The sequence below is a fragment of the Microvirga guangxiensis genome, from assembly GCF_900102135.1.
Lineage (GTDB): Bacteria > Pseudomonadota > Alphaproteobacteria > Rhizobiales > Beijerinckiaceae > Microvirga > Microvirga guangxiensis.
In genome coordinates this window covers 16,112-38,048 of sequence record NZ_FMVJ01000002.1, presented here as the reverse complement: position 1 = coordinate 38,048, position 21,937 = coordinate 16,112, and the positions used below count along the sequence as shown (strand labels likewise).

The following is a 21,937-nucleotide window of genomic DNA, read 5'->3' as shown; positions in this document are numbered from 1 at the left end:
AGGATAAGAATATATCATGAAGGCAGTTGGACTCAGAATCCTGTTCTACCTCGCAGTGGTCTTGCTGGCCCTGATCGTGCTGCTTCCCTTCCTGTGGATGCTGATCTCCTCGCTCAAGACCCAGATCGACATCGTCGCCTGGCCGCCGAAATTCATCTTCAGCCCGACCCTTCAGAACTACTACAAGGTGTTCGGCGAGCAGGATTTCATCCGATATTTCATCAACTCGACCATCGTCGCGGTCTTCGCAGTGGGCGTATCGCTCTTGCTTGGACTTCCGGCCGCTTATTCCATCGCCCGTTTTTCTCAGCGTCGGCTCGCGATGGTTATCCTTCTGGCGCGGTTGATGCCGGGCATCTCGTTCCTGATGCCTTGGTACATCATTTTCTCCCGCCTTGGCCTGATGGACAGCTACGTGGCTTTGGTGCTGAGCCACGTTCTCATCACACTGCCCATCGTCGTCTGGATCATGTCGAGCTATTTCGAGACCATTCCCCTTGAGCTCGAGGAATCGGCGATGGTCGACGGCGCGTCGCGCCACTACATCTTCCTCAAGATCATTCTTCCCTTGTCAGGACCCGGCATCATAACGGCCACGACTCTGTCCTTCATCTTCTCGTGGAACAACTTTCTCTTTTCCCAAGTGCTCAGCATGGAAAAGACCAGGACCCTGCCGATCGCCGTGTTCAACTTCCTCTCCTATGCCGACATCGACTGGGGCGGGGTCATGGCAGCCTCTGTTGCGATCATGGCGCCTGCCTTGGTCCTGACTATGATCTTCCAGCGTTATGTCGTGAGCGGGCTGACCATGGGAGCCGTCAAGGGATAGTCCGACGCAGACTTCTCCCGATGGCTCGTCTTCCACTCCGACCAGCGGCGGTTGCAAACATGACTACATGCGCTGATGCGACAGCTAAGGATAAATAAAATGGCTTCACTCCAGATCGTCGACGTTCGAAAGGCCTACGGCCCGACGCGGGTCATTCACGGCGTGGATATTGCGATTGATGATGGGGAGTTCGTTATCCTGGTCGGGCCCTCGGGCTGCGGAAAGTCGACGCTCCTGCGCATGATCGCAGGGCTGGAGAGCATCACCGGCGGCGAGATCCGCATCGGTCCTCGGGTCGTCAACGATGTGCCGCCGAAGGATCGCGACATCGCCATGGTGTTCCAGAACTATGCGCTCTATCCGCATATGACGGTGGCGGAGAACATGGCCTTCTCGATGAAGTTGAGGAAGGCACCGAAGCCGGAAATCGAGAAGCGCGTCAGTGAGGCTGCCGAGATTCTGGGCCTAACCAAGCTGCTCGACCGCTATCCGCGCCAGCTCTCCGGCGGCCAGCGCCAGCGCGTGGCCATGGGCCGCGCCATCGTGCGCGATCCGCAGGTGTTCCTCTTCGACGAGCCGCTCTCCAATCTAGACGCCAAGCTGCGTGTGCAGATGCGCACCGAAATCAAGCAATTGCACCAGCGCCTGAAGACAACCACCGTCTATGTCACCCATGACCAGATCGAGGCCATGACCATGGCCGACAAGATCGTGGTGATGCATGACGGCGTTGTCGAGCAGATCGGCGCACCGCTTGAACTCTACGACCGCCCGGCGAACCTGTTCGTTGCCGGCTTCATCGGTTCACCTTCCATGAACTTTTTGAAAGGCCACCTGCAGGGAGGACGTTTTGTTTCGGACAGCGGCATCGCGCTGCCGGTAGCGAATGCGCCGGCTGCCTCGGATGGTAAGCCGATTATCTATGGTATCCGGCCGGAGCACTTCATCCTGGACGACACGAACGGGTTGTCCGCTGAGGTGTCGGTCGTAGAGCCGACAGGATCGGAAACACAGGTCTTTGCGAAATTCGCAGGCTCCGATGTCGTCGGGGTTTTCCGCGAGCGCGTCAATGCCAAGCCCGGTCAGCAGATTCGTGTGATTCCCGATCCCAATCTTGGGCATCTTTTCGACGAACAGACCGGCAAGCGCATCTGACCGCAGAAACATAGCTGTCATGTGCCTCCACAGGGCTGAGGCTCGCGCGCTCGCGCGATCCAGGCTCGACGGTAGACGCAACGCGACCGATCACTGTGTCGGATGACTGAAAGACTGCAAGTCGATTGTCATCCGACACGAGTAGCTCGCATTCGGCGCTAGGACTTGTGCATAATAAGGCAGTTTAAGAAGCCCATTCCTGACCCCACATCATCACGCTGTGCCCAGGCGATACTTCTCGGTATTGCCGGGGAGAGGGGACATAATCGGCTGCCCGGACCGGGCTACGGATCTCGGAATTAGAGACGGACTTTTTTGTATGTCTCTGCTCGGGATCGGCAACCGGCACAGCCTCAAGCAGCCGCTTGGTATAAGGGTGTTGTGGATTACCGAAAATCGCCTCGCGCGGTCCGATCTCGACGATCTCTCCGAGGTACATCACGGCCACACGGTGGCTGACACGTTCGACCACTGCCATATCGTGCGATATGAAGAGGTAGGCGAGCTTCATGCGTGCCTGGAGGTCAAGCATAAGATTGACCACCTGCGCTTTCACGGAAACATCAAGAGCCGACACAGACTCATCCGCAACGATTACGCTCGGCTCAAGGGCGAGTGCGCGCGCGATGCAGACCCGCTGCCGCTGGCCGCCGGAAAACTCATGAGGAAAGCGTTGAGCCATGTCCGGCGACAGCCCAACGTAATGCAAGAGTTCCGCCACCTTCTCACGGGCCTGCGAGCGACTGGCGAGGTTGTTTATGAGTAGCGGAGTGGCAATTGCGTCTCCGACATTCATGCGAGGATTGAGACTGGCAAAAGGGTCCTGAAAAATCATCTGAATCCGCTTGCGCCGCTCACGCAGAGCCTTGGCATCAAGCTGGAGAAGGTCTTCGCCGTCGAGAAGCACCGATCCGCCCATTGGTTGCTGCAGGCGCATGACAGATCGGCCGGTCGTCGATTTGCCGCAACCGGATTCACCGACGAGCGCGAGCGTTTCTCCGCGCTGCAGGCTGAAGGAGACATTCTCAACTGCGTGAACTCTGCCCTTTACCTTGCCGAAAAGGCCTGACCGGATTTCAAAACGGGTTGTCAGATTGGATACCTCGAGCACAGGCCGTTCGGAGGAGGCAACCGTGTCCGGTGTTTCGACAGGTACATCCGACTCGCCAGTGGTCTTGTCGACTACGGGAAAGCGCATCGGCCGCGCCCGGCCTTCCATCGAGCCGAGCTTCGGCACGGCCGATAGAAGCGAACGGGTATAAGGGTGTTTCGCCCGCGCGAAGATATCATCGGTGCTTCCGGCCTCAACCGATTCCCCATTGTACATCACAACGGTGCGGTCTGCGATTTCCGCCACGACGCCCATGTCGTGCGTGATGAAGAGGACGGACATGCCCTCTTCCTTCTGAAGCTCCTTGATCAGTTGCAGGATCTGCGCCTGGATCGTCACATCGAGAGCGGTCGTCGGCTCATCGGCGATCAGGAGTTTAGGCTTGCAGGCTAAAGCCAGCGCGATCATGACACGCTGGCGCATGCCGCCGGAGAAGCGGTGCGGATAATCATGGAAGCGGGACTTTGCGGAAGGAATGCGAACTTTCTCCAGCAGTCTGATCGTCTCGGCCTCAGCCTGGGCCCGCGACAGGCCGCGATGCAGGATCAGCGCTTCAGCGATTTGGAAACCCACCGTTAGGACCGGGTTGAGCGAGGTCATCGGCTCCTGGAAGATCATGGCGATCTCGTTGCCTCTGATGTCTCGCATCTCCTCGTTCGACAGCGTCAGCAGTTCCTTGCCGCCTAGCTTGATGCTGCCTTCGATCCGGCTGTTGTTCGGCGGTGTCAGTTGCATAATGGACAGCGCAGTGACGCTCTTGCCGGAGCCCGACTCGCCGACGACCGCGAGAGTTTCCCTTTCCGCCACGTCGAACGAAACATTGCGTACGACCGGCCTCCACACTCCATCGACGCGGAAAGCCGTGGTCAAGTTGCTGACGGAAAGGATCGGTTGGTTCATGATACCCTCACGGTCTTGTTTCATCGACGCGGCAAGGGCGTCGACTCAGGAACTCAGCGGGTGCCAATGCGCAGCCCGAACACACGGGGGATGGCGGCAGCGGCCTGCATCAGCAAGTTGGCCTTCGCACCCCGCTCGTCGGCTTCTTCGGAACCGATGATGCCCCAGCGAACAAAACGTCCGCCTGCCGTACGGAATGGTTCCGGCGGCAATGAAGGGACTTCACGCGTGCAGAGCGGAAGCGTCGACCATTCGTCTTTGACGCCGAGGACGAGGGACGCCAGGCACTGTCCGCCCATATAGGTCGGGTTCACACCGTGACCGGAATATCCGCAGCCATAATGGACGCGAGTTCCCGGCACCGTGCGGAAGAAGGGCAAGCGGTCGGCTGAGATGTCGATGCCACCACCCCAAATCTTCGCGACGGGAACGTTGGCGAATGTCGGCAGCAGGCGACGCAATGCCCGTTCGGCACGTGCGCCTGAAGCCTTGTCATGAGTCAAGCCGGGATCGGACGTGCTGCCATTATAGCTGATCGGGCCGGACCCTGAGCCCATCAGAACGCGCCCATCGACCGTCTTGCGGAAGTAATGGACGAACATCCTCATGTCAGCGAGGCCCTCGTCTCCATGCCAACCCGCTTCCTCGATCGCCTTGGGAGCCGGTTCCGTCATCAGAGCGAAGCTTGAGAACACGGTGACATGCGGCTTCACGTCAGAACGGCGCGCGAGTTCGATATTGGTCGCCAGCACAACATCCCGCGCTAGGATCTGGCCGTTCGGCGTCCTCACGCGGTTCGGAGCCCCAGTATCGAGGCCTGTCATTGGCGTGTTCTCGTAGATGGCTACGCCAGCTTCAATCGCAGCCTTACGCAGTGCACGCGCCAGCCGCGCGGGGTGGACATTCGCGCCTTCCGGCAGGAACAGGCCGCCACGGAATACCGGCGATTTGCAGCGCTGGGCGACCTCGGCAGGCGTTAGCGCATAGACGGTGTCCGGAACGCCGAGGCGCTTCGCGGTAGAGATGTAATTAGCAATCTTCGCATCCTGACCGGCTGATGCGGATACGCGCATGTTGCCGGCTTCCCGCCACCAGACATCGCGGCCCGGAGCGGTCGCGAAGCGGCGGATCGCATCCTGGGCCTTGGTACCGGCGCGCGCGACGGCGAGAGCGCCATCCGCGCCGATATTCGCTTCCATGCCTGCAAGGGCGGACCAATATCCGTGAACCTTGCCACCATTCTTGCCGCTGGCGCCTGAGCCACACATGGAAGCCTCGATCAGGGCGATGGATAGTTCAGGTGCGCGCTCCTTCAGGGCGAGAGCGGTCCATAAGCCAGTGAAGCCGCCACCGACAATCGCCACATCCGCATGGACTTCACCGGAGAGGGAAGGGGATGGCGCAGCGCCTCCTTCTGCTTTCATAGCATCCGCGAACCACCAAGAGGGGTCGCCTGGGGTGACGCTCGGAACGCGGCTATCGAAGGACATACTGCACCTTGCTGAAATGAAAGTAAGAATCAGGATTGGATGCGCCCGCAGCCTCGACCGCGGGCGCTCATCATTCGATCAGACGAGGCCTTGAACCTGGATTTCGACCAGGATGGCATCATGCGCGAGGCGGGCCTCTACCGTGGCGCGGGCCGGCGTGCATTTCGGATCCACCCAGGCTTCCCAGGCTTCGTTCATTTCATTGAATGAGCTGATGTCCTTCAGCCATACATTGCCCGTCACGAGGCGCGTCTTGTCCGTGCCGGCGAGCGCCAAGTAGTGATCAATCTGTGCAAGAATGTCGGCGGTCTGTTCCCGGACGCCGCCACTGCGGTCCTTCGCAGTCAGGCCCGACAGAAAAACGAAACCGTTGGCGACAAGGGCCTTGCTGAGACGGCCGGTATTCTCGTGACGTTCGATCATGTCAAAATTGCTCCAGTTGGGATTGGCTTATGCAGCCGTATGCACGGCGACATTCTTGGGGGAGGGCGGAAAGACTTCAGGCAATGGCAGTCGCCGGCCTTAAAGGTGCTTGTCCTGAATATTGATGATCCAGATCACCTTCGCCTCGATGTCATGGCGGTTCTCCAGCTTATGCGGGAGCGTGCTCTTGAATTGGAAGCTGTCACCGTCCGAAAGCTCGGCGACCTCGTCTCCGACCGTCAGCTCGATGCGGCCTGACAGAACGTAGCCGCCTTTATCGCCGGGGCCGCTCAACATCTCTTCGCTTTCCGCCCCAGGAGGCAGCGTCAATATCATGAAGCGTAGGTTCTCACTGCTGTTGGGCGAAAGGAGTTCCTTGGTGAGAAGCATCTTTCCGGCAACGATGCGCGGACGGTTGTCCTTGCGCCGCACGAAACTCAGGCTGTTGGGCGAAGGGCTCTGAACATCCTCGAAGAATTGCCAGAGGTTCACACCAAGGGCCGTACGGATCTTCACCAAGGTGCTGATTGAGGGGCTCGATGCTTCGCGCTCAATCTGACTGATGATGCCCGAAGAGACGCCGGCCTTGGCGGCAAGCTCAGCGATCGTCAGCTTCCGCTCTGTGCGCAGCTTGCGAAGTCTCTGCCCGATACCCTGCGATTGTTCGTCAGTGAGATCGGCTTCCAGATCAAAACTGGTCTTCGGATCGGAGGATGGCGACATGGCTCATAAATCCAAAATATTGAATATGACCCATACTCGCTAGCGGTGCATCCCGCAACAAACTTTAGTGGCGCCTAGTCCATTTTTTGTGTCAGTGCTTTCAATGCCTTGGATTTGACCATTCCTCCGGATGAATAATCGACTGGAGGGGCGACGATCAATATCTTGACGTCCTGTGCATTATAATGAATTGTTTGACGCAAGGGCAGGTCGGGCCGTGCGGCGTTTCCATGGAAGGTCGCGTCATACAAACGCTCGGCGCCCATTCTTGAGCGAGTGAGGCAATAGCGAATGCCATAGCCCGCTTTCAATCCGTCGCATGGGTCCGATGAAGCAATTGCTTCGCAACAGAATAAAAGGGAACGGAGAAACAGCATGTCAGATCGTTTCAAGGGCAAGAGCGGGTTTGAGCTAGCAATGCCGGCACTGCGTCGGCGCGACTTTCTCAGCCTGAGCGCTGCAGGCATTGCCGCATCCGTTGGGTTCGGCGCTCGCGCGCAATCGGGTACTGCCGTTCCTCCGCCACCCAAAGCCCCAAAAGGTCAGGTGGTCATTGGCCTTTCACAGGAGCCGAAATCATTCAACCCGCTGATGCCGGGCGTAGAGGTTGACGAAGTCGTTTGGACCAGCGTGTTCAGCTCGCTCTGGATGGCGGCTCCCGACGGTACGCTGGTGCCTGATCTTGCAGTGGCGGTGCCGAGCGAGGAAAATGGCGGCATCAGTGAAGGCGGGCTCGCCTGGACGGTGAAGCTGCGCGAAGGCGTCGTCTGGCATGACGGCGCGCCTTTCACGGCTGAAGACGTCAAGTATTCTCTCGAGCTGATCATGGCGCCCGGTTTCAAGAGCCGCACACGCGTCGGCCACGAACTCGTTCGCGACATCGTCGTGAAGGGCCCGCATGAGATCTCCTGGCGTATGGAACGCGCCTTCGCGCCGTATCTCGCCCAGCTCGCCAACACGCAGATCGTCCCCAAGCACATTCTGTCGAAGGCCGAGGATCCCAACACCGCCGCCTTCAACGGCAGCCCAATCGGAACCGGCCCATTCCGGTGGAGCGAGCGTCGTCCTGGCGACAGCATCACCTTCGTCGCCAACGAACGTTACCATGGCGATGGGCCTTATCTCGAAGGCGTTGTCCTCAAGTACATCCCCGACATGACCGCGCTTTATGCGCAGTTCAGGACCGGACAGGTGGACTTCGTTCCGATCTCGGGCATTCCCGCAAATTATTATGAGGAAGCCACCAAGCTCTCCGGACGCAAGGTCGCGGTCGCTCCGAGCGGCAACATCGAAGTCATCATGCCCAACCTAGAGCATCCGGCTTTCACCGAGAAGGCAGTGCGCCAAGCTCTCTATGCGAGCATGAATAAGGAGGCGATCGTCGATGCGCTCTATTACGGAGTGCCAAAGCCGACGGAATCTTACTCGCCGCGCGAGTCCTGGGCCTTCAATCCCAATCTGCCGAAGCATGAATACAGCATCGACAAAGCAAACAAGATCCTGGATGAAGCGGGTTGGAAGCGCGCCGGGCGCGGTATCCGAGAGAAGAACGGCAAGCGACTCGAATTCGCCCTTTCCACCACGACGGGCAATGCTCTGCGCGAGCAATGCCAGCAATTGATGATGCAGGATTGGCAACAGATCGGCGTGTCGATCAAGATCAACAATATGCCAGGCGCCGTGATCTGGGGCGACTTCTACGTACGCTCGCAGTTCGAATGCCTGCTGGTGGGTACAGCCTTCCGCACCGGCGTCGATCCTGACCCTGCACCGCGTTTTGCCAGCGACGCGATTCCGGTCAAGGGCGGCAGCGGTGGAAATTATATGCAATGGGTGAACGCCGAAGCCGACAAGCTGATGAAGGAAGGACAAGCGACCTTCAATCAGGAGAGGCGTAAGGAAATCTACTTCAAGGTCCAAGAGATCGTCCGGGAGGAACTGCCCATCCTGCCGATCTTCCAGTACGCGCCCCTCGAAGGCATCAAGGACGGCCTGATCGGCTATCAGCCCAACATCAACCAGCGTCAGAATGCCTGGAACCTGGGCAGCTGGTACTGGGCCCGCTGATTAAAATCGGTCGCGTTAGGAGCAATACCCCGTGAGCGGATTTCTCATCCGTCGCCTGCTGCAGGCGGTCGTGCTGCTGTTCATCGTCTCGATGATCGGCTTCGCAATTCTGCATTTGGCGCCCGGCGGCCCGCTTTCGCAATTTGCGGCAAGCGGAGATATGACTCAGGCTGATTTGGACCGCTTGTCGGCCCAGCTTGGCCTTGATCGGCCACTGCCGGTGCAGTATGTCGAGTGGCTCTGGCGGCTTCTCGGCGGGGATTGGGGTGTCTCCTATCGCGACCAACAGCCTGTTCTGAGGATCATTGCGGCGCATATCGGCCCCACAATGGAACTGATGCTGAGCTCTACGCTCTTGGCCATGCTGCTCGGCGCATGGATCGGCATCCTTGGAGCGATCAAGCGCTATTCGCTGTTCGACAGCCTTGCGACGATCGGTGCCATGATCGCACTCTCGATACCGACCTTCTGGTTCGGGCTCGTGATCATCTATGTCTTCTCCGTCGGGCTTGGCTGGCTGCCTGCCGGCAACCGGTACACGGTGGGAGACGGATCGTTCTTGAACCGTCTCCATCACCTGATCGGTCCCTGCATCGTGCTCGCGCTCGTCAGCACGGCCGTGTGGAGCCGTTATATGCGCTCTTCCATGCTGGAGGTCATCAACCAGGATTATATCCGCACGGCGAGAGCTAAAGGCCTGTCCGAACGCTACATCCTCGTGAGACATGCCCTGCGCAATGCTCTCCTGCCGATGATCACGATCACGGGCCTTCAGGTGCCGACGCTCCTCAGCGGAGCACTCGTCACGGAGACTGTCTTCACCTGGCCAGGGATGGGGCGGCTCTTCCTCGATTCCATCAGTTATCGCGATTATCCAACGATTATGGGCATCCTCATGCTGACGGCAATCATGGTCCTTCTCGGAAGCCTGATCGCCGACGTTCTCTATGGCGTCGCCGATCCTCGCATCGAAAGGAACGGGCAATGAGCGTCGTGACCCCAACATCGCCTCAAGCGGTTGCATCGTCTCCGCGCTCGCGCTGGAACTCTCCTGCCATCCGCCGTTTCCGGCGTCACAAGCTCGCTGTGTTTGGGGCAGCTACGATCACCCTCATGGTCGTCGCATGCGTCTTCGGACCCATGCTGCTGCCCTACAACGATACCTATATTGATATCCGCCAGCGGTTCGCGCCTCCCTTCTCTGGATCGCACATCCTCGGCACGGACCCACTAGGTCGGGATATTCTCGCACGTCTTCTCATGGCGGGCCGGATCTCTCTGTCAGTCGGGTTTTCGGCTATGGCCGTCAGCATAGCGATCGGCATCTGCGTCGGCGTTATTGCCGGCTTCTATCAAGGTGTCGTAGGCGCGGCGCTGATGCGCTTCGTCGATGCAATGCTATGCTTCCCTTCGATCTTCCTCCTATTAGCCATCTCGGCCCTGATAGAGCCTTCTGTTCCTTCCATCGTTCTCCTGATCGCGATGACGTCTTGGATGGAGGTAGCCCGTGTCGTCGAGGCCCAGATCCGCTCGCTCCGCACGCGCGATTTCGCCGTGGCCGCAGTGTCGATGGGGGCCAGCAATACGCGCATCATGTTCCGTGAGCTATTGCCGAACGCCATCGCACCTATCGTCGTTGCCGCGACACTGAACGTGGCCCATGCCATTCTGGCCGAGAGCTATATCAGCTTCCTGGGCTATGGCATCCAGCCGCCGACACCAAGCTGGGGCAATATGCTGGAAGGTGCGCAGAGCTACCTTACCAGCGCCCCCTGGCTCGCTATCCTGCCCGGAGCAGCCATCACGCTTGCAGTAACCAGCTTCAATTTCATCGGGGACGGATTGCGCGATGCGCTTGACCCAAGACTGGACCAGCGATGACTTGTCTGAATGCAAGACTTCCCTCGTCCCGGAGACGAGCAGGAGAGCTTTCGGCAAAGCGTCTGAAGCAGTGCTGATCCCATCGGTATTCACTCTCATCAACAGAACGGAGACGACGTGTCAAATCTCACATTCTTCAAGCTCGATGACCTTGGTGAAGCCCGTGATGGCGAGCCCCTTTCTGGGCGGCTGATTGATGGTAATCCAAGGTTCAAGACCTGGGACATTGAAACCTCTCCAGATGGTCGCGTCAGTGCAGGAGTGTGGGAAGCGTCACCTGGCGCTTACCGATCAATCAAGGGAAACACGTGGGAGTTCTGCTCCATTCTATCGGGTGTTTCCGAACTGACCGAAGACGGCAAGCCGACCGTGCGCCTTCAGGCAGGCGATACATTTGTGATGAAACCTGGCTTCGAAGGCACATGGCGCGTGATCGAGACCACACGCAAGCTCTGGGTCACCCAAGACTGAATGTCATAAGCTGGTGCCACAAAGACGCTCCGGTGTATGGGAAGGCTCGGCGAGCCCGTTGGCAAGAGACATGCCGACGCTCAATTCTTACCTCGGCCCAGCACCGTGGCGCAGGCGCGCCCGCTTCTTGCGACAGCAATGTAGCGGGTGCGAATTTCGTACGGCTTTGCGCACATCTAGAAAAGGCTGTGCATCAGCGCTGTGTCAGCAAGGACTGTTTCTGGGACACGTCGGAACTGGCTTGAATATTGGCTCCTGCAGTGAATAGCGGGCGTTCGCTAAGGGCACGGAGTCGGCAGAAGTGTCCCCGAGCCAACACTTGTAGGTCGCTTTAAGTGATGTGGTCAGTGCGCTATATCGGGGGCATCTTTCATGATGTGCGCCCTGATACTACGATATCATAAGAACTCACTCACAAACACGATCTCAGGCGACTAATAACCAGTCAGTTCATCGGCCTTTGGGGGATACGGTATAGGCTTTCCAAGAATCCTCGACATGATTGTCTCGAGAGTTGCGGGATCGTTGTCGAAGCCACCATGTGAGAGAGACGCCGTTTTCGCCCTGCCGCCAGTCGAGTAAGCGATCTCGAGCTTCGAGTGGGAGGGCATCTCTGGCGCATAGGCCTGCATTCCGGCAATTGGCGTGTTCGGCATTTGCTCATAGGCCCGAGAAACGAGATAGAGCAGAGAGCGGCTGTAGGACGGCAACAGAGGAACATTGGCGGACACGGTGTCGTTCTGCTCCAGTTGATCGGTCAGATTGTAGAGGTAAATCTTATCCTGCAGTTTCATCCCGGCTTTGCCGGTCAGATACGGCTCATAGTGATCCTTGAAGAATGCGATTGTGCAAGCCGGAGCCATCAGGTGGATCGTTCCTAGTTCAATCTTGTTCAGGTTGAACCGTTCCAAGGAGGAGAGCAGGTAGCCAAGCATGTTTGCGCCGGCGCTATGCCCGACGAGGTGGAGCTTGGGGCGTCGGCGAGCTTTATCGAGGCCGGACATCAAGGGTGACAATCCCTTGAACCCACCATCATACTCGGATCCTGGGCTGAAGGACATCAGCGCATCCTGTTTCATGTTTCGCCACGCGTAGGAACCAGTCTGCTTTCCGATGCCGGCCTCGAAGAACCAGTCGGACAACGCACCTCCAATACGGCCGACGGCTGGCGACCGTGATAGTTGGCCGAACACTTCGTCGATGAACCCCGAGTCCCACATGAGATGGAAATTGTAGAGGCGATTCCGGCCAAATATGTTGTTCCGCTTCCAGGTCGCAATACGCTGAGCTTCGGCCCCAAGCGAGTTCAGGCCGCCATGCGCATAAATGATGAGGTGCTCGTAGCCGAGATTGTCGTTCGCGTCGGCTTTGGTCAGGCGCTCGACAGTCTCCTGCATCTCAGTCTCTGTCGGCGAGCCATACTTTCCAGACGTGACGAGAAGTCCATCATCAATGTTAATGAAATGTCCGACGATATCGCCTCGTGTCGGATCATTGTAACTGAACAGACCCGTTGTACTCGTGGGCGTTGCGCTTGGAGCAGCCCCGAAGGCAGCGGGCGCGCGGACACCAAGCTGCAGAACCCACGCATCCATGATCGTGTTCGCCCAATCCGCATAGGTCCACTTGGCAATACCGTTCACTCCCCAATCCGGCCCCCAGGAATTCAAGACCCAGAAACCTGTGTCGTCGTATCCCACGATGGCGAAGGCATGGCCTCCAACGGGATCGCCACCGGGCTGGATGAGATCGTCTTTCGGGCTCTCCCAGCGCGAATGAATCTGCGCCGATGCGTAGATCACTCCAATTTCATTGAGCGCCGCATGGTAGTCGCTGATATCGGGCTGGAGACGGAAATAGGCGCCAAGCCGTGTTTCCCGCGCTTCCTTCGCCATAGCATAGGTAAGCGCCCAATCCTGGATCCCGGGCTCATCCGGCGCGATGGCATCAGAGCAGACACCGTTCTGGTAAAAACCTTTGATCGCTCCTCGCAGGCTAGACCCTTCATAGGCCGTGCCGTCCCATTCGTCGTTGCGCTTCGCCATCTCATAGAGCATGCGCGAACTCACCGGTTCTGGCCGTGCGGGACCGATTTCGCGGCACCGCAGGAAATCGATCACATGCGCCAGGGCAAAACCCGTGCAGCTTGAGTCCTGGCCTTGATCCCGCACGGGAAAAGCTATCCTCGGATAGATGCCGGAGTGAAGAGCTCTCAAGTGGGGAAGGTAAATACGGTCCCGAATGTCGGGCATATCGGGGAGGATATCGAGCACATGAGGTCCGAGTTTCTTGCGCACGCCGGCGAATTCGCGATTGCCAACACGGATCCCAGTGGGGACCGATGTCGATGTGCCTGCGTCGGTGGGGACGTTGTCAGCTATCGCTGTGAGAGCGGACTGGGGCGCATTGCGGATCCGGGCGGGTCGGGATGAAACATCCGTCCGGTTTGTTTCAAGCGATCCTTTACCGGAGTTTGATCGGGTTTTTGCTCGTGTCATGGCATCACCGCGGAAGTCGCCCCCAACACCATCATCTCACGCTCAAGCATAACCGTCGACCTGAGAAACTTGATTGCCCCAGCGAATGGTTTTTCCATGATCGATTGTTCCGACCCAGATGGGACTTTCCTTCTTGCCTTCTACCGTGACAATCGAGAGGCATATTTCCAGAAGGTCTCAGCCGAACTCGTGAGCCGTGCGCGTGGCCGAAATAGACGCACTTCGACGGAGATGTCCCATTCGGGTCCGCCTGCGCGGACGAGACGCCCGGCCTCAAGGTCGGGTTCCACGAGGCTGCGGATGACCCAGGCGATGCCAGCGCTGCTCTGCGCCATCTCGGCCAATAGGACTGCAGGTCCGATAAAACCCGGCTGAAGAAACGCGGGCTGCTCCTTGGTGGCGAGCGAACCCGTGACGATCCGGCCAATTCCCGACCCAGGGTGATACGTGAGGTGGGGGAGGGGTGTTTCAGTCGTGCCCGGCAATGCGAAGCGCGGCTTCAGGGCGTCAGCCTCATCTGGCGCGCTCACCGGCACGATTATATCCTCGCCGATGGAAATGGATTGAAAGCGCGAGGCTTGGAGCCTAGTCGGTGCGAGCACATGGTGGTGCGCAATCAGAAACTGTGCCTCACCGTCGATCAACATACGCTCGCAAGACGCCATATTCGCCGAGATCAGCTGCAGGTTCATGCTGGTGGCAGCTTCGGCCTGCACCTGGCGGAACCAGTGCGGGAAGAAAGTGATGGATAGCGCGTTTGTGACGGCAAAGCGCAGAGACTCGATCGCTGCGTGGGCCTCCTCCAACACGCGCTCCCGGCCCGCCGCAACACGATGCAGAATATCCTCGGCAATAGGACGAAAAGCTGCGCCTGCGCGTGTCAGCACCACGGTATGAGTGTTGCGCTCGAAGAGGGAAGTCCCGAGCCAATGCTCTAGTGCGCGTATGTGTCGGCTCAAGGCAGGTTGGGTGACATTGCGCTTCTCCGCGGCACGGGAGAAGCCGCCTGCGTCGATCACTGCAAGAAAATCCTTCAGCCAGCCAAGTTCAACTTCCATGTCGCTAACGTATCATTTCATGCCGGTTATGCATTACCCCGTCGAAACCATTGCGTCTATCAAAGTGTGAGCTACGGGTCGGAGCCATGTTCCGATCAACCTGATTTCTCAACAACAACAGATCTTTATCGATCTGGGATTTCAACATGACCTCTGCTCACGACTTCGCCAGCACTCGGCTTCAGAACGACAGCAGCGCTAAGCCGCGCATCGCATTGACCATGGGCGACTGTACGGGGATTGGTCCCGAGCAATGCGCCCGCATTCTTTCCGATGGTCGCATGAACAATGTTGCAAGAATCGTTCTGGTTGGCGACGCGCGCGTTCTGGAGCGTGGAATGCAGGATACGGGGGCGAGCTTCGAGGTGCGCCGAGTTTCCTCTGTCGAAGAGATAGATTGGAACGACGATACGGTTCCTTTGATCGATATGGGCAACACCGATCCGAGCACACTTCCACGCGGCTCCGTCTCACCAGAATCCGGCAAGCTGACAGGTGATACTCTGGCCCATGCCGTCGAGATTGCCAGCGAAGGGCATGTGGACGCAATTACATTCGCGCCTCTAAATAAGGCAGCGATGTTTGCAGGCGGGTGGAAATTTCCCGACGAACACAAGATGTTCGCCCATCTTTTAGGACATAAAACCTATTTCTCTGAAATGAACGTACTCGACGGTCAGTGGATGTCGCGGGTTACCGGGCACGTATCGCTTCGCCAGGCCATCGAAGAGATCACTCCGCAATCTATCTCCGATGCTGTCATGCTAGTGGATGAGATGCTGCGCAATGCAGGCATGGAGAACCCGCGAATCGCGGTAGCTGCGCTCAATCCCCATGCTGGCGAAGGCGGTCTTTTTGGGCGCGACGAGATCGAGATGATCGGCCCTACCGTGAAGGCGTTGATCGAGAAGGGGATCAACTGCTCCGGACCTTATCCTGCGGACACAGTCTATATCAGAGCGTTCAAAGGCGAGTTCGACAGCGTGGTCGCCATGTATCACGATCAGGGTCAGATCGCTACGAAGCTCAAAGGCTTCAACCGTGGCGTCACCGTTACTGCCGGTCTGAAGACAATCTTCACCACTCCGTCGCACGGCACGGCTTTCGATATCGTTGGAAAGGGCATCGCGACCACCGGCGCATTGGAATCCGCGATCACACTCGCAGCGACGCTCGCGACCAACCGGGCGCGCCGGGCACAAGCAGGGCGCTGACAATATACGAACACAGAAGATCACCGAGTAAGGTGGCGCATTTTAACTGGGTTGCCGCATGACGGCATTGAAACAACCACGGAGGAAGACATGAAGAAAGCTATGACAATCGTCGCTGCGGCAGCATTCGCACTTGCAGGCGCCGGTCCGGCTCTTGCTGAACTTAAGCGCCTGGAGATCACTGCTCCCGCAGCTGCTGGCGGCGGATACGATCAGAATGCACGCATCATGCAGCAGATTCTTCAGAAGGAGGGCCTCGCGTCGGGTGTCCAGGTTACCAACCAGCCAGGTGCTGGCGGTACCATCGGCCTTGCCAACTACGTTAATAATAAGAAGCGCACACCCACTCTCATGACGGGCGGTCTTGCGCTCGTGGGTGCCATCATTACCAATAAATCCACCGTAACATTGGACGATACCTATCCGTTGGCTCGGTTGAGTGCTGACTATCAGCCAATCGTCGTTGCAGCGGATTCTCCGTACAAGACGCTTGAGGATCTCATAGCCAAGTTCAAAGCCGATCCGGGCTCGATCTCCTGGGGCGGTTCCGGTCCTGGTAGCACGGACCATATGCTCTATGGCCTTCTTGCGAAGGCTGCGGGCGTTGAACCGTCGAAGATCAACTACGTGGTTCTCACCTCAGGCGGCGAAATGCTGTCGGGCGTCATGGGCGGCCATGTGACCGTCGGCACGGGTGGGTACAGCGAGCTTTCTGCTCAGATCAATACTGGAAAGGTACGTGCGCTCGCCATCTCCTCGCCGGAGCGGATCCCAGGCATCGACATTCCGACCTTTAGGGAGAAGGGCTACGACGTGGACTTGGTGAATTGGCGCGCGGTCTTTGCGCCCAAGGATCTCAAGGCAGAGGAAAAGCAAGAGCTCGAGCAGGCCATCGATAAAATGGTCAAGACCGAGGATTGGAAGGCGGCAGTCAAGCAACGGGGATGGAGCGACGTTTACATGCCCGCCGCCGAGTTCGGACCTTTCGTCAAGAAAGAGCATGCTCGAGCCGAGAGCCTGTTCAAGGAACTCGGTCTCCTGAAGTAGCTCTAGGCTACCGGGCTCACCCGAAGTGGGCCCGGTTCTTCTCCTATACCGGTTTGATCGTCGGCTGATGCCTTTCGTCATTCTGCATTGCCGGAAAAGGAGACCTGTCAGCGGTATAAATGCTGGGAAGATCATCGATGCACGATGATAATCAACGGAGGTCGACCGATGAACTCAGCTGCCAAAATCCAAACTGGGAAACTCGTTCTCGGAACAATCCTGTTTCTTCTCGCCATCCTCGTGGCAAAGGAGACGTTCTCGCTCACGCCTCCGACACAACAGGCAACGGTCGGGCCCGCCTTCTTCCCGCTGCTGGTTGCGTTTGGGCTCGTGATGAACGGCGCAGCTCTGTTCTGGCAGGCGCTACGCGGCAAAGCGAGTGAAGATCAGTGGATCCGTCACGACATGGCGCCAGTCCTGATCGTTCTGGCAGGGCTCGTCATCCAAATGGCTCTTCTGTCCATGGCAGGATGGATTGTGGGCACTACGCTGCTTTTTGCAACCGTCGCATGGGCCTTCGGCAGTCGCCGCACCATGCTTGATCTCACCATCGGGTTCGTGTTGAGCGCTGCGTCCTTCTACCTGTTCAACGAGATGCTTGGTCTTTCTCTGCCGCAGGGATGGATCGTCGACACGTTCATGAACGGTTGATCCTCTGTCCTACTTCCTTCGAACTATAGCGGGCATCTCGTGATATGATGGAAACGCTGCAACTACTCTTCCAGGGATTTGCCGTCTCTTTGGATCCCATGAATCTCCTTTGGGCGGCTGTGGGCGTCACTATCGGCACTGCTATCGGCGTGCTTCCGGGCATTGGTCCCTCGCTCACGGTGGCGCTCCTTCTACCCGTCACGAGCGCACTTGAGCCGACCGCTGCTTTCATCATGTTCGGTGGCATCTTCTACGGTGCCATGTATGGCGGCTCGACGACATCTATCCTCCTCAACACACCTGGCGAGTCGGGTGCCATCGTGACTGCCATCGATGGCCATGCCATGGCCCGCAAAGGGCGGGGAGCGCAGGCGCTCGCGACCGCGGCCATTGGCTCCTTCGTTGCGGGGACTATCGCCACTTTGGCCATGACATTCGTGGCTCCTGCCATGGTGTCGTTCGCACTTCTGTTCGGCCCCGCAGAATATTTCGGTCTCATGGTGCTGGCCTTCGTAACGGTCACGGCCGTCCTCGGCACAAATTTGGCACTCGGCATGGCTAGCCTCATGCTGGGGCTGACCCTGGGACTCGTTGGTATCGATAATCAGACAGGTGCTGCGCGCCTGACCTTCGGTATTCCGGAATTGCTCGATGGCATCGATGTCGTCATCGTCGCCGTAGGACTGTTCGCTATCGGCGAGGCATTATATCAGGCCTCACGCTACCGGTATGAGAAGGAAGAAATCTACGCGCTCAAAGGTTCTCTTTGGATGAGCAGAGAGGATTGGCGACGCTCGTGGAAGCCGTGGCTTCGGGGAACTATCATTGGTTATCCGATTGGCTCGTTGCCCGCCGGCGGCAGCGAGATCCCCACCTTCCTGTCGTATGTAGTCGAAAAGCGTCTTGCAAAGAATCCCGAGGAGTTCGGCCATGGGGCAATCGAAGCCGTAGCGGGACCCGAGGCGGCCAACAATGCCTCGGCTGCAGGCGTGCTCACACCTCTTCTTGCTCTCGGTCTGCCGACCTCTGCCACAGCCGCCATTATGCTTGCTGCGTTCCAACAATATGGATTGCAGCCGGGGCCACTGCTGTTCGAGAACGATCCTCAGCTCGTGTGGGGCATGATCGCAAGCCTCTATATCGGAAACGTGTTTCTGCTTCTGCTCAACCTGCCCATGGCAGGCGTGTGGGTGAAACTGCTGCTCGTACCCAAACCGTGGCTTTATGGCGGCATCTTGGCCTTTGCGACGCTCGGCGCTTACTCGCTGAACAACAACATCGTCGATCTCGTGCTTCTCTGGATCATTGGTATCGGCGGGTTCGGTATGCGTTTGCTCAATGTACCCGTCGCACCTTGTATTGTCGGCCTCATTCTGGGGCCTATGGCCGAGCAGCATTTCCGCCGTGCGCTCGCCATCAGTCAGGGCGACCTGTCAGTGTTCTACAATCCGATGACCCATCCACTGGCCGTGAGTCTTCTGGCGCTCGCTGCTGCCTTTCTTCTTGTGCCGTTGGTTCTGAGGCTGCGCCGGGCCTGAAACAGCTCCACCCTGCCATTCTTTACCATTGACGTTCTTGGAGTACGAAATGCCTGCCCCTCTCACAGTCGCTGTTCTGCCCGGCGATCACATCGGTCCAGAAATCACCCGCGCCGCAGTTCTGGCGCTTGAAGCCGCCAACGAGACCTATGGCCTGAACTTGCGCTTCGAGGAGCATATGGTGGGGCATGCGAGTCTTCAGGCGCATGGGACTACGCTCACCGACAATGTATATACGGCTGCCGTCGAGGCTGCAGGCATTCTCCTCGGGCCCTGTGACAATGGTGGCTATCCTGCGCCTAAGGATGGCGGCATCAATGTTCCCGGCAAGTTTCGCCATGATCTCGATCTTTATGCGAACCTGCGTCCTTCGCGCTCACATCGCAACGTCCCTCATGCGCGGCCCGGCCTCGATGTTCTGATCGTGCGTGAAAATTCGGAAGGCTTTTATCCGGATCGAAACATGTTCGAAGGCTACGGCGAGGTGATGCCGGTGGAGGGTGTGGCGATCTCAATGCGCAAGATTACCGCGCATGCTTCAAACCGCATCGCACGCAGCGCATTCGAATGGGCCCGGCGGCGGCGCAGCCATGTGACTGTCGTTACCAAGAAGCATATCTTTCGTATGACAGATGGGCTTTTCTACAATGAATGCGCGAAAGTCGCCGCCGAATATCCAGACGTGAGATGGAACTCATCCATTGTCGATGCCTTCAATGCCGATATTTACATGAATCCGGACCGCTACGATGTGGTGGTGATGACCAATCTATTCGGGGATATCATCTCCAATCTCTGCTCCGCACTCGCGGGTGGTCTCGGGCTTGGCGGTGGCGTCAACGCGGGCGTCAGCCACGCCATGGCCAACGCCTCTCATGGCTCTGCACCCGATATCGCAGGGCAGGACAAGGCTAATCCGATCAGTATGGTCATCTCGGGGGCGATGCTTCTTGGCTGGCTTGGACAGAAGTATGGAAGGGAGGACTTACTGGCGACCGAAAAGGCGATCGAGCGCGCCATCGACCGTGTTCTCGAAAGCCCAGAGACACGTACTATGGACGTGGGCGGTTATGCCTCCTGTAGTCGGTCCGCTGCCGCCATTGCGGATGCGATCCGACAAAAGATATAGGATCACGGAAACTGGGAGGGAGCCTGATGCACTCGATAAAGCCCCTTCAGGCCTCGCTGATGCTAGGCAAGGCTTGATCCCGGATATCTCATGACCCAGACCCCGGGCCCTGTTCCCCTCCTATCGCTATTTTTCGTGTTCTTCCGTGTAGGGCTTTTCAGCTTCGGTGGCGGGCTTGCGGGCTGGGTTCATCGCGAGGTAGTGGCGCAGCGCGGCTGGATGAGCGACGATGACTTTTTCTCCGGCTTAGCTCTTTCACAGATTCTGCCTGGAGCGAATGTTACCAATCTGTCGGTCTATATCGGCCAGCGGCTGCGCGGGCCAGCGGGGGCGGCTTGCGCTCTCGTCGGTCTTGTGATCGGTCCTTTTTTCGCGGTGATCGCCCTGGCCACCGCCTACGCCCAGCTTGCCACGATGCCTTGGATCCAGAACGCGCTTACCGGAGCGGCCGCGGCTGCCATCGGTCTTCTCCTTGTTGTGGCCGTCAAGGGCGCCCGGAACGCGAGCCGCAGGCTCGTGCCGTTTCTGATCCTGGTGGCGACCTTCGTTGCTGTGGGCCTTCTGCAATGGCCCCTGGTGCCTGTCGTGTTGGCGCTTGCCCCGCTGTCGGTCGCTTTTGCATGGTGGAAGGCATCCTCCAATGCGTGAGAGCGTGCTTTGGTCCCTGATCGTCGTCTTCGTGCCGTTCTCCTTGGTGTCGATCGGCGGAGGCCCCAGCATTTTCGCCGGCATTCAGCATCAATCCGTCGAAGTCTATCACTGGGTCACGGCGCGTGAATTTGTCGATCTCTTCGCCATCGCAAGGGCCGCGCCTGGTCCGGGTTCGATGCTCGTGACGCTGCTCGGCTGGAAAGTTGCAGGCTGGACCGGCGCGATCGTGGCAACGCTTGCATTGTTTGTTCCCTCATCTCTCCTTTGCTACGCCGTGACGAAGATGTGGAACCACTACCGCGGCCGCCATTGGCATACTGCCTTGGAAGAGGGCCTTGCGCCGATTGGGGCAGGACTGATCCTGGCTGGTGTGTTCGCCGTTTTCCGCATCGCAGGAGCGGGCATCATGTCCTGGGCAGTCGCAGGCATCTCGGCTGCGATCCTAGCATGGCGACCCAAGCTGAACCCGTTGATCCTGCTCGCTGGCGGCGCTGTCGCGTTCGCATTCTGGCACGGCATGTAATCTGTCCGCTAAGCTACGGAGGGGCGGCGGGTGATATTAAGCAGCTCCTGTTCAAGACCTCCGTGCGCTACCCTCGAAACCAACGGTTAACCTCAAAAGAGCATCATGTGCATACGTGAGTCAGGGACTGGGCGGGCCCTCATTCGGAGATGAATGCGCATGACTGAAAAGCCCCTCGATGAAGCCATCCAAGAAAAACTCAGCCTGATCTCTCCGACGCTGAAGGCGATACAGGCTGGTGGGGAGCAAGCCTATCTTGTTGAGCTTCAGACGCTCTTGAGAAAGAACCTGGCGAGCCTTCTAGCGCTTTTTGAACGCGATCCGGGTCTCGATGCCGCAACGACCGATCTTTATGCAGCTGCGGCCGCCATTGTGAAGGACACGACGGCAGCTTCTCAGCCATATGCTCGGAAACGGCGGCTGCTCCAGGAGGCGCAAATGCGGTTTAATGAAAGGATTGTATTGGCAACGCCTCAAGTGCGCAGATCGTCGGCCTCTTGGCGTCAGACCGAGCTTTTCCTGGCGGCATGAAATGGTTCGAGTCCAGTTGGGCCAATATCGACGACTGGACTCCTCCC

The 21,937-nt window shown here is 58.2% G+C and carries 21 protein-coding genes; 14 read left to right on the top strand and 7 right to left on the bottom strand.

What is annotated here, in order from left to right; genetic code table 11:
• Positions 1-16 precede the first annotated feature (16 nt).
• Together BLP10_RS00170 and BLP10_RS00165 are read left to right on the top strand one after the other, a co-directional pair.
• Positions 17-829: a carbohydrate ABC transporter permease gene (locus tag BLP10_RS00170; protein ID WP_091127875.1), complete on the top strand. Its 813-nt coding sequence runs from the start codon at positions 17-19 to the stop codon at positions 827-829.
• Positions 830-928: 99 nt separating this feature from the next.
• Positions 929-1,984: an ABC transporter ATP-binding protein gene (locus tag BLP10_RS00165; protein WP_091127873.1), complete on the top strand. Its 1,056-nt coding sequence runs from the start codon at positions 929-931 to the stop codon at positions 1,982-1,984.
• 184 nt (positions 1,985-2,168) lie between these two features.
• Here BLP10_RS00165 and BLP10_RS00160 read toward each other — a convergent pair whose 3' ends face one another.
• The 5 genes from BLP10_RS00160 to BLP10_RS22715 all read right to left on the bottom strand — a co-directional run bounded on the left by BLP10_RS00160 (position 2,169) and on the right by BLP10_RS22715 (position 7,008).
• Positions 2,169-3,995 carry an ABC transporter ATP-binding protein gene (locus tag BLP10_RS00160; RefSeq protein WP_091127870.1) on the bottom strand — a complete coding sequence of 609 codons (1,827 nt, stop codon included), beginning with the start codon at positions 3,993-3,995 and terminating at the stop codon, positions 2,169-2,171.
• Between the two features lie 53 nt (positions 3,996-4,048).
• Positions 4,049-5,485: an NAD(P)/FAD-dependent oxidoreductase gene (locus BLP10_RS00155; protein ID WP_091127867.1), complete on the bottom strand. Its 1,437-nt coding sequence runs from the start codon at positions 5,483-5,485 to the stop codon at positions 4,049-4,051.
• A 78-nt stretch (positions 5,486-5,563) separates the two neighbouring features.
• Positions 5,564-5,908, bottom strand: coding sequence for a RidA family protein (locus tag BLP10_RS00150; RefSeq protein ID WP_091127865.1), 345 nt, complete (start codon positions 5,906-5,908; stop codon positions 5,564-5,566).
• Positions 5,909-6,007: 99 nt separating this feature from the next.
• Positions 6,008-6,631 carry a helix-turn-helix domain-containing protein gene (locus tag BLP10_RS00145; protein WP_091127863.1) on the bottom strand — a complete coding sequence of 208 codons (624 nt, stop codon included), beginning with the start codon at positions 6,629-6,631 and terminating at the stop codon, positions 6,008-6,010.
• Positions 6,632-6,705: 74 nt separating this feature from the next.
• A complete protein-coding gene (locus tag BLP10_RS22715) occupies positions 6,706-7,008 on the bottom strand; it encodes a hypothetical protein (RefSeq protein ID WP_139165400.1) in 303 nt (100 codons plus the stop codon).
• On the opposite strand from BLP10_RS22715, the gene BLP10_RS00140 reads away from it, so the two are divergent.
• From BLP10_RS00140 to BLP10_RS00125, 4 genes are all read left to right on the top strand, one after another.
• Positions 7,007-8,698, top strand: coding sequence for a peptide ABC transporter substrate-binding protein (locus tag BLP10_RS00140; RefSeq protein WP_210183579.1), 1,692 nt, complete (start codon positions 7,007-7,009; stop codon positions 8,696-8,698). The genes BLP10_RS22715 and BLP10_RS00140 overlap by 2 nt on opposite strands.
• 31 nt (positions 8,699-8,729) lie before the next feature.
• Positions 8,730-9,686, top strand: a complete 957-nt coding sequence (locus BLP10_RS00135; protein WP_091127860.1) for an ABC transporter permease — start codon at positions 8,730-8,732, stop codon at positions 9,684-9,686.
• Positions 9,683-10,579 carry an ABC transporter permease gene (locus tag BLP10_RS00130; RefSeq protein WP_091127858.1) on the top strand — a complete coding sequence of 299 codons (897 nt, stop codon included), beginning with the start codon at positions 9,683-9,685 and terminating at the stop codon, positions 10,577-10,579. Before BLP10_RS00135 ends, BLP10_RS00130 begins: the two co-directional genes overlap by 4 nt.
• Positions 10,580-10,696: 117 nt before the next feature.
• Positions 10,697-11,050: a cupin domain-containing protein gene (locus BLP10_RS00125; RefSeq protein WP_091127856.1), complete on the top strand. Its 354-nt coding sequence runs from the start codon at positions 10,697-10,699 to the stop codon at positions 11,048-11,050.
• 434 nt (positions 11,051-11,484) lie between these two features.
• Here BLP10_RS00125 and BLP10_RS00120 read toward each other — a convergent pair whose 3' ends face one another.
• Entirely contained in the window at positions 11,485-13,347 is a 1,863-nt protein-coding gene (locus BLP10_RS00120) for a C1 family peptidase (protein WP_244510330.1), read from the bottom strand.
• A 341-nt stretch (positions 13,348-13,688) separates the two neighbouring features.
• Positions 13,689-14,606 carry a LysR family transcriptional regulator gene (locus BLP10_RS00115; protein WP_091127854.1) on the bottom strand — a complete coding sequence of 306 codons (918 nt, stop codon included), beginning with the start codon at positions 14,604-14,606 and terminating at the stop codon, positions 13,689-13,691.
• Positions 14,607-14,752: 146 nt separating this feature from the next.
• Here BLP10_RS00115 and BLP10_RS00110 point away from each other — a divergent pair, with 146 nt between their 5' ends.
• The 8 genes from BLP10_RS00110 to BLP10_RS00075 all read left to right on the top strand — a co-directional run bounded on the left by BLP10_RS00110 (position 14,753) and on the right by BLP10_RS00075 (position 21,890).
• Positions 14,753-15,820, top strand: a complete 1,068-nt coding sequence (locus tag BLP10_RS00110; protein WP_091127852.1) for a PdxA family dehydrogenase — start codon at positions 14,753-14,755, stop codon at positions 15,818-15,820.
• 90 nt (positions 15,821-15,910) lie between these two features.
• Entirely contained in the window at positions 15,911-16,867 is a 957-nt protein-coding gene (locus tag BLP10_RS00105; RefSeq protein ID WP_091127849.1) for a Bug family tripartite tricarboxylate transporter substrate binding protein, read from the top strand.
• A gap of 168 nt (positions 16,868-17,035) precedes the next feature.
• Positions 17,036-17,518 (top strand): tripartite tricarboxylate transporter TctB family protein, encoded by a 483-nt coding sequence (locus BLP10_RS00100; RefSeq protein ID WP_175493705.1) that lies wholly within the window; start codon positions 17,036-17,038, stop codon positions 17,516-17,518.
• Positions 17,519-17,565: 47 nt separating this feature from the next.
• Entirely contained in the window at positions 17,566-19,056 is a 1,491-nt protein-coding gene (locus tag BLP10_RS00095; RefSeq protein ID WP_091129911.1) for a tripartite tricarboxylate transporter permease, read from the top strand.
• A gap of 49 nt (positions 19,057-19,105) precedes the next feature.
• On the top strand, positions 19,106-20,185 hold the full coding sequence (locus BLP10_RS00090; protein ID WP_091129907.1) for an isocitrate/isopropylmalate dehydrogenase family protein: 1,080 nt from the start codon (positions 19,106-19,108) through the stop codon (positions 20,183-20,185).
• Positions 20,186-20,275: 90 nt separating this feature from the next.
• Entirely contained in the window at positions 20,276-20,833 is a 558-nt protein-coding gene (locus BLP10_RS00085; RefSeq protein WP_091127844.1) for a chromate transporter, read from the top strand.
• Positions 20,826-21,359: a chromate transporter gene (locus tag BLP10_RS00080; protein ID WP_091127842.1), complete on the top strand. Its 534-nt coding sequence runs from the start codon at positions 20,826-20,828 to the stop codon at positions 21,357-21,359. The genes BLP10_RS00085 and BLP10_RS00080 overlap by 8 nt, the downstream gene beginning before the upstream one ends.
• A gap of 159 nt (positions 21,360-21,518) precedes the next feature.
• Positions 21,519-21,890, top strand: a complete 372-nt coding sequence (locus tag BLP10_RS00075) for a hypothetical protein (RefSeq protein ID WP_139165399.1) — start codon at positions 21,519-21,521, stop codon at positions 21,888-21,890.
• The last annotated feature ends 47 nt before the right edge of the window (positions 21,891-21,937 follow it).